Origin of the sequence: Aeromicrobium sp. (assembly GCF_036675695.1) — a bacterium.
Classification (GTDB): Bacteria; Actinomycetota; Actinomycetes; order Propionibacteriales; family Nocardioidaceae; genus Aeromicrobium.
This window is the reverse complement of the sequence record NZ_JAKFEL010000053.1, coordinates 1-4616: the sequence shown is the minus strand read 5'-3', so window position 1 is coordinate 4616 and position 4616 is coordinate 1. Positions and strand designations below refer to the sequence as shown.

Sequence of the window (4616 nt, the reverse complement as noted above, 5' to 3'; positions counted from 1 at the left end):
GTCCTCGGCCGCGCTGAGGATCCGGTTGAACGCCCCGCGGGCCTTGAACGTGCCCGTGTGCTGCAGGTACTCCAACTTGAACCAGCCCGTGCCGCCGAAGCTGTCGTCCATCGCCAGCAGCGGGGTACGACGCACGCGCCCCGCGATGCGCTCCCGGGCCGCCTCGACATCGGTGCGGGTGATCATCGCTACTGCCTTCTGCCGGTCCGGTGGGGTTCTCCTGAGCCTAGTGACGCCCTGTGTAGGCGTCAGGCGGGTGCGAGCGGTGGCAGCAGGTGCTGGTCGACGCCGGGGACGGGCAAACCGACGGCGTACCGATAGAGGAGGGTCTCGAGGTAGGTGCCCAGTGCGGAGGAGACCGCACAGAAGAAGCAGAAACCGATCACACCGGCGGCCAGTAGCAGCCCACCTGTCAGCGTGGCTGCCATTCCTTCGGCAAGGGCAAGAGTGATTCCGCCTGCAACGCCGATGGTGACCGACACGACGGCCATCGCGATCCATGGCAACGCCAGCGTGACGGCGCTGATCAACGTGACAGTGAAATGACCCCGCAGCAGGGCGGCGGACCGTCGGACGGTGGCGACGGGCATGGTGCCCTCGATCATGATCACGGGCGTTGCGAACACGGTGGCGAACGCCCATCCCAGGTTGAGGGTCAACGCAGCAACGAGACCCCCGATGCCCATTCGTTCGAGCATCCGGATCAGTACGCCGACCAGGGTCGACACGAGCGCCCAGGCCAACAGTTGCCGGCGCCGGCCCCAGGCAATTCCCAGCGCATCTCGCGCCGTTGCGGGCCGGCCCTCCGCTCGCAGGTGGGCGGCGGCAACGACAGCCCCGCCGACGAACTGGAACACGAAACTCGCCGCTCCCAGCGACGAACCAGCCACCAGGACGCCTAGCACCCCGCCGCTGCTCCAGCCCGGCTCGACATGACCCCAGTAGATCGCCGGGAACAGGATCGCCCCGCTGGCAGTTGCCGCCACCAATGAGCCGACGAACAACAGCGCAATCATCGACCTGTCGGCGAACAGCATCCGATAGGTGGCCCCGACCAGCTGCTCTGACGGGCGGAACTTCGGCAGCTTCCTTCGCTTGCGCGAGGTTCCGCTGTCCGTTTCGTTGAGGTGGACGTAGTGCGTCCACTGCTCGCCGTCCCAGTAGCGCCGCTGGCCGGGAAGCGCATAGTCCGGGTACCAGCCAACCGGATACGACATCCTGACCCCTTTGATCGCACCCCGCGACGGGCGTGGTCGCCACATGCTAGGTCAATGTCGTGCCGTTCCTGCGACCTTTGGTACGACTGCACAGAAGGTCGGCATGCGCGGATGGTCAGAGACGATCCAATGCGCGCAGATAGCGAGTGGTCATTGTCTGCTGCGCCTTCCGGGTGACGGGTCCGCCGAGCCTGGCGAGGAGCGAGGCCGGTCGCGAGAACGCGGTGATCGTGACGGTGATGGTCTCGTCGGTGTGGCGTTCCAGGACGAACCGCTCTTCGCCGCACTCGGGGTGGCCGTCGAGCGTGCCGTACGCGAATCCGCGCAGCGTGGGCTCGTTGATCACGTAGGCGACACGGCAGGGGAGCTGTAGGGAAGCGGCACCCAGGCCGCGTTGCATGAGTACGACGGTGTCCTGGCGGAGCGGTGACTCCGATGCGTGGACACGGAGTCCCGACCGCTCATGGAGCCGCCACATGAAGAGGTCCCTCCCCGCTCCGTCAAAGTCTCGACGGACCAGCGGTGCCGAGCGCTCCAACCAGCCGTACCCCGCCTGCGGTCCGTCGGCGGTCGCACCGACCTCGTCGTAGGTGAAGGGTGCGGCCCGCAGCATTGCGGCCTTCTGCATCGGAAGCGCGCGTACTGCCATGGGGACATCATTGAGGACCGGCGCTCACCGCCTGGCACTTCCGCGAAGGATTCGTGGCAGGTGAGTGCGGGTCCTGCGGAGGCATCGTCAGCATCCCGCACTGAATGCGGCATGAGCGGTCGCCCCAGGTGACCGATCAGGCTCATGACTCCTGTTGAACGGTGCTGGCTCCGGACGCGAGCAGCATCCACTCGGCCGATGCGAGTGGAGCGGGCCACCCGTCTACGAGCACGTCTAGCGTCGCGGCCTGCGCGTTCGTCGCCCACCACCACCATGCGCGACTGTCCCGGTCAACGGCGGCCAGCCAATCCACCATGGTCCAGCCAAGGTCGGCTTCTGCTTGAGCCTTCCCGGCGCGGTCAAGACTTCGCCAGTGAGTCAGCCAGCGTTCGCGCTCCTCGTCCGACATTTGTGGCGAGCAAGCGTCCACGAACCATCTAGGAAGCCGACTTGACCATTCAGGGTCGTCGCACTTCAGACCTTCATCGAAGCCGATCAAGACCGACTCCCACAGGCCCCGGGCTCGATCGAGGACCTCTTCAGCGTTGCTCCCGTCGATGTGAAGCGTCTCGACAAGACCCGGTGCGTCGCCACCCGAGGTTCCACGCAGATGCGCCAGTTCTTCCGTTGGGTTTAGCACGGTCCCACGGTCCCACGGAGCCCCGTGCTTGGCGCACAACGCAACGCCCGACTATCGGCACGAACGCACGGACCGCGGCGTCTGTGCGCGTCTCGTTGCCGCATTGCCTAGTGTCACGACATGGAGCGGCAGAGACTATTCGATCTCACGGTGCGCAAGCTCGGACGGATCGTCGAGGCCGGTGATGAGTTTGACATGCTTGAGGCCGCCGCGGCACTCCGGAAACTCCTCCTCGACGAGTCGCCGCTCTTGCACCAAGTTAACCGGCAACGGCGGAGGCGGGTCCTCTTTCGTGTGGAGCGACCGACTGAGCTTCAGAAGCTAATCCTGGAGGACGAGCCCACGGTGTACTTCCTCATGGAGGGCATCTCACCCCGGCTGACCATCACTGCTTCGGCTGGTACCGAGGCTCTCAAACTCGATCAGTTCCTCGCCCGGACCGTCGCATGGCTCCAGGGCCAGGAGGTTCCCGTCAAGGAAGTGATTCTGCAACTTGCACATGTCGAAGGCGGTGTACACGCAGGCAGCCCGAAGACGACGCTCGAGGCCACGCTTCACGAGACGAACACAACGCTTTCTGTTGGCGGGATTGGCTCCGTAGCCCGCACGATGCGGGGCATCGCCGACGTCGTTGCCACTTCGCTGCAGCCCCTGACATTGCATTCAACGGAATGAAAGGTTGCTCCCAAAGCGAGCCACGAATGGCTGCGGCGCACGCTATCGGCGTCATGTCCGGGCGCTGGTCGGGCCGTCATGACACCCTGCGGGTGTGGGCCTCTACATCACACTCCGGGACGCTGACGGCGCGAAGGTTCGAGACATCCCCGACCCCTTCGGCGGCACGTTCGATGCCTCTGGGGACTTCGACGACCTCCTCGGGCAGGGCGCATCTTCGATCCTCGACGCGATCGGCCCCAACGGAGTGACCACACTTGCTAGTTCCGAGATGTCCGCGCTCGGGCCCGAGGTAGACGCTCTGCTGGCGACGATCCCAGAAAGCAGGCGGGGTCAGGGACGAGCCGGGACGGCATGGCGAGGTCTCACCCGGTTCCGCGCCATGATTGGTCTCTGCGGAACTGACAGCCGCTTCGTCATTGAACTTGTTGGCGACTGAACCGCACGCTCATCGGCGCGACAGCACGGAACGCGGCAGAGTCGAGCGCTTCGCCCCGACGCGGCATGATCGGGCGGTTGCTGGGCTGGTAGAGAATGTCGCGTGTGATCCATCCCTGTCCGTGCTGCGGCTACTTGCAGTTCGACGAACAGCCTGGTTCCTACGACATCTGTGCCATCTGCTTCTGGGAAGACGACGCAGTCCAACTGCGTTGGCCGAACTGGTCAGGCGGAGCGAACAAGCCAGCGTTGGAGGTCGCGCAGCGTCACTTCGAGCAACTCGGTGCTGTGGAAGAGCGGGTGCTGTCCCATGTTCGTCCGGTCACTGGCGACGACGTGAGGGACGTAGGTTGGCGGCCCATCGACAGGTCCGTCGACTTCTTCGAGCCACGCGGTGAGCAGTTGGCCGCTTGGCCCGACGACCGGACCGTCCTCTACTGGTGGCGCCCGACCTTCTGGCGTCCCGGATGGAGCGAACACACCTAGAGGCGGTGCCCGTACATCGGCAGATCCGGGTGGTTCTGGGGTCGCCACGAACGCCGCCCAGTGAGCGTCTCTTGGGTGCGCTTCTCGACGGACAACGACCTATCTGCGTCGGTAGAACCTGACGTCCCCACTCGCCAATAGCTCGTGGGAGTAGGCGCGGTCGTGGAGCCGGTGATGGTGGAAGTTGCAGGCGCAGATCCCGTCGTCGAGGTCGGTCTTTCCGCCTTCTGACCACGGTTTCAGGTGGTGGGCTTCGGTCCACGCGGCCGGGATGTCGCAGCCCTCGGCGCGGCAGCGTTTGTCGCGCAGCCGCATCGCCTTGCGCTGCGCCTTCGAGAACAGGCGCTGGGAGCGGCCGAGGTCGAGGATCTGGCCTTTGCCGCCCAGGACGACGGGGATGATCGAGGCCTGGCAGGCGAGTCGCCGGGCTTCCTCGGCCGAGATCTGGGCGTCGCCGGTCAGCAATCCTGCTGCTGCGAGCTCGGCCAGCAACTGCTCCTTGGTCATGGTG

General features: G+C 65.4%; 7 protein-coding genes and 1 pseudogene. 3 read left to right on the top strand and 5 right to left on the bottom strand.

All coding sequences use genetic code 11. The annotated features are described in order from the left end of the window. The 4 genes and pseudogenes from V6M39_RS03725 to V6M39_RS03710 form a co-directional block, all read right to left on the bottom strand. Positions 1-186 (bottom strand): annotated as a pseudogene (locus V6M39_RS03725) (threonine/serine dehydratase); the annotation flags it as partial. 62 nt (positions 187-248) lie between these two features. Next, positions 249-1217 carry a DUF6159 family protein gene (locus V6M39_RS03720; RefSeq protein WP_332642332.1) on the bottom strand — a complete coding sequence of 323 codons (969 nt, stop codon included), beginning with the start codon at positions 1215-1217 and terminating at the stop codon, positions 249-251. 115 nt (positions 1218-1332) lie between these two features. Continuing rightward, positions 1333-1866: a DUF1990 family protein gene (locus V6M39_RS03715; protein ID WP_332642331.1), complete on the bottom strand. Its 534-nt coding sequence runs from the start codon at positions 1864-1866 to the stop codon at positions 1333-1335. Positions 1867-2008: 142 nt separating this feature from the next. Then, on the bottom strand, positions 2009-2506 hold the full coding sequence (locus tag V6M39_RS03710; RefSeq protein WP_332642330.1) for a hypothetical protein: 498 nt from the start codon (positions 2504-2506) through the stop codon (positions 2009-2011). 120 nt (positions 2507-2626) lie between these two features. On the opposite strand from V6M39_RS03710, the gene V6M39_RS03705 reads away from it, so the two are divergent. The 3 genes from V6M39_RS03705 to V6M39_RS03695 all read left to right on the top strand — a co-directional run bounded on the left by V6M39_RS03705 (position 2627) and on the right by V6M39_RS03695 (position 4105). Next, on the top strand, positions 2627-3181 hold the full coding sequence (locus tag V6M39_RS03705; protein ID WP_332642329.1) for a hypothetical protein: 555 nt from the start codon (positions 2627-2629) through the stop codon (positions 3179-3181). Between the two features lie 94 nt (positions 3182-3275). Next, the gene (locus V6M39_RS03700; RefSeq protein ID WP_332642327.1) at positions 3276-3620 is read left to right on the top strand and encodes a hypothetical protein; all 345 of its coding nucleotides are present in this window, start codon (positions 3276-3278) and stop codon (positions 3618-3620) included. Between the two features lie 104 nt (positions 3621-3724). Beyond that, a complete protein-coding gene (locus V6M39_RS03695; protein ID WP_332642326.1) occupies positions 3725-4105 on the top strand; it encodes a CPCC family cysteine-rich protein in 381 nt (126 codons plus the stop codon). 99 nt (positions 4106-4204) lie between these two features. On the opposite strand, the gene V6M39_RS03690 is transcribed toward V6M39_RS03695, so the two are convergent. Further along, positions 4205-4616 (bottom strand): HNH endonuclease signature motif containing protein (locus V6M39_RS03690; RefSeq protein WP_332642325.1); only part of this gene is annotated, 412 nt, incomplete at its 5' end.

What these genes read in the sequence shown, in the direction of transcription:
- V6M39_RS03720 (WP_332642332.1), bottom strand. Translation starts at nt 1,217, where the DNA reads ATGTCGTATCCGGTTGGCTGGTACCCGGACTATGCGCTTCCCGGCCAG.
- V6M39_RS03715 (WP_332642331.1), bottom strand. Translation starts at nt 1,866, where the DNA reads ATGGCAGTACGCGCGCTTCCGATGCAGAAGGCCGCAATGCTGCGGGCC.
- V6M39_RS03705 (WP_332642329.1), top strand. Translation starts at nt 2,627, where the DNA reads ATGGAGCGGCAGAGACTATTCGATCTCACGGTGCGCAAGCTCGGACGG.